The organism is Aquimarina macrocephali JAMB N27 (genome assembly GCF_000520995.1).
GTDB lineage: Bacteria > Bacteroidota > Bacteroidia > Flavobacteriales > Flavobacteriaceae > Aquimarina > Aquimarina macrocephali.
In genome coordinates, this window is the sequence record NZ_JACA01000123.1 from 1 (window position 1) to 1,013 (window position 1,013).

Sequence of the window (1,013 nt, forward strand, 5' to 3'; positions counted from 1 at the left end):
TTAGAAATTAATAGTATAAGTACAACTCCTGTACTTTGTCCACAAGGCAATACAGGAGCAATCGATGTATCTATTACAGGAGGAACTCCTCCTTATACCATACTCTGGGAGGATGGACAAACTACTCAGGATATTCAAAACCTAACTGTAGGACAATACAATATCATGGTTCAGGATGCTAATGGATGTACTACTGATAAAACAATACCTGTAATCAATCAGGATAATCAAATTCAGATTCAAGATGCTTCTTTAACAAATGTATCTACTTATGAAGGAGATGATGGAAGAATCGAATTACAACTCAAAGGAGGATTACAACCTTACACCATAAACTGGATACGACTCTCTGATAATACCAATGTTGGAAACAATGCGGTCATAGACAATCTAATCGCTGATCAATATCAAGTCAGCATTACCGATGCAAATATCTGTACAATTCAGCAAACTTATCAAATAACACAACCTGACATCGTAGATGTAACCATAAAACCACTGGTATGTAACGGGGAGTGCAATGCAGAAATTGAAATTGAAGTAAACAAAGGAAATGGTAATTTTACCTACCAATGGAATACCGGAGATACCACAGATAAAATAACTGGATTATGCGCCGGATCATACACCGTAACCATACAAGGATTTGGAAACAAAACCTTAGTGAGAACCTATCAAGTTACAGACCCAGAACCAGTCGATATTAATCTGGGAGAAGATCAGTTTATTTGCTTAGGACAAACTGCTTCATTCTCGGCTCTAATCGATGACCCTAACGCATCATATCTATGGACAGCACAAAACGGATTCTCTAGTAACCAACCTCAAATAACTGTCGATCAAACCGGAGAATATATCGTCACTGTAACTAATGGAAAAGGATGCACAGCAACCAGTAAGGTGGTCGTAAATAAAGTCGACACCGAAATTAATGCAGAATTCCTATATGCCAGCCAGGTATTTACTAATGAAAAGTTCGTAATAATAGATGTGACTTACCCAATACCTGATCA

At 37.5% G+C, this 1,013-nt stretch carries 1 protein-coding gene; it reads left to right on the top strand.

Features of this window, described 5'->3' with window-relative positions; all coding sequences use genetic code 11:
* Positions 1 to 1,013 (top strand): SprB repeat-containing protein (locus Z054_RS29630; RefSeq protein ID WP_035093899.1); only part of this gene is annotated, 1,013 nt, incomplete at both ends.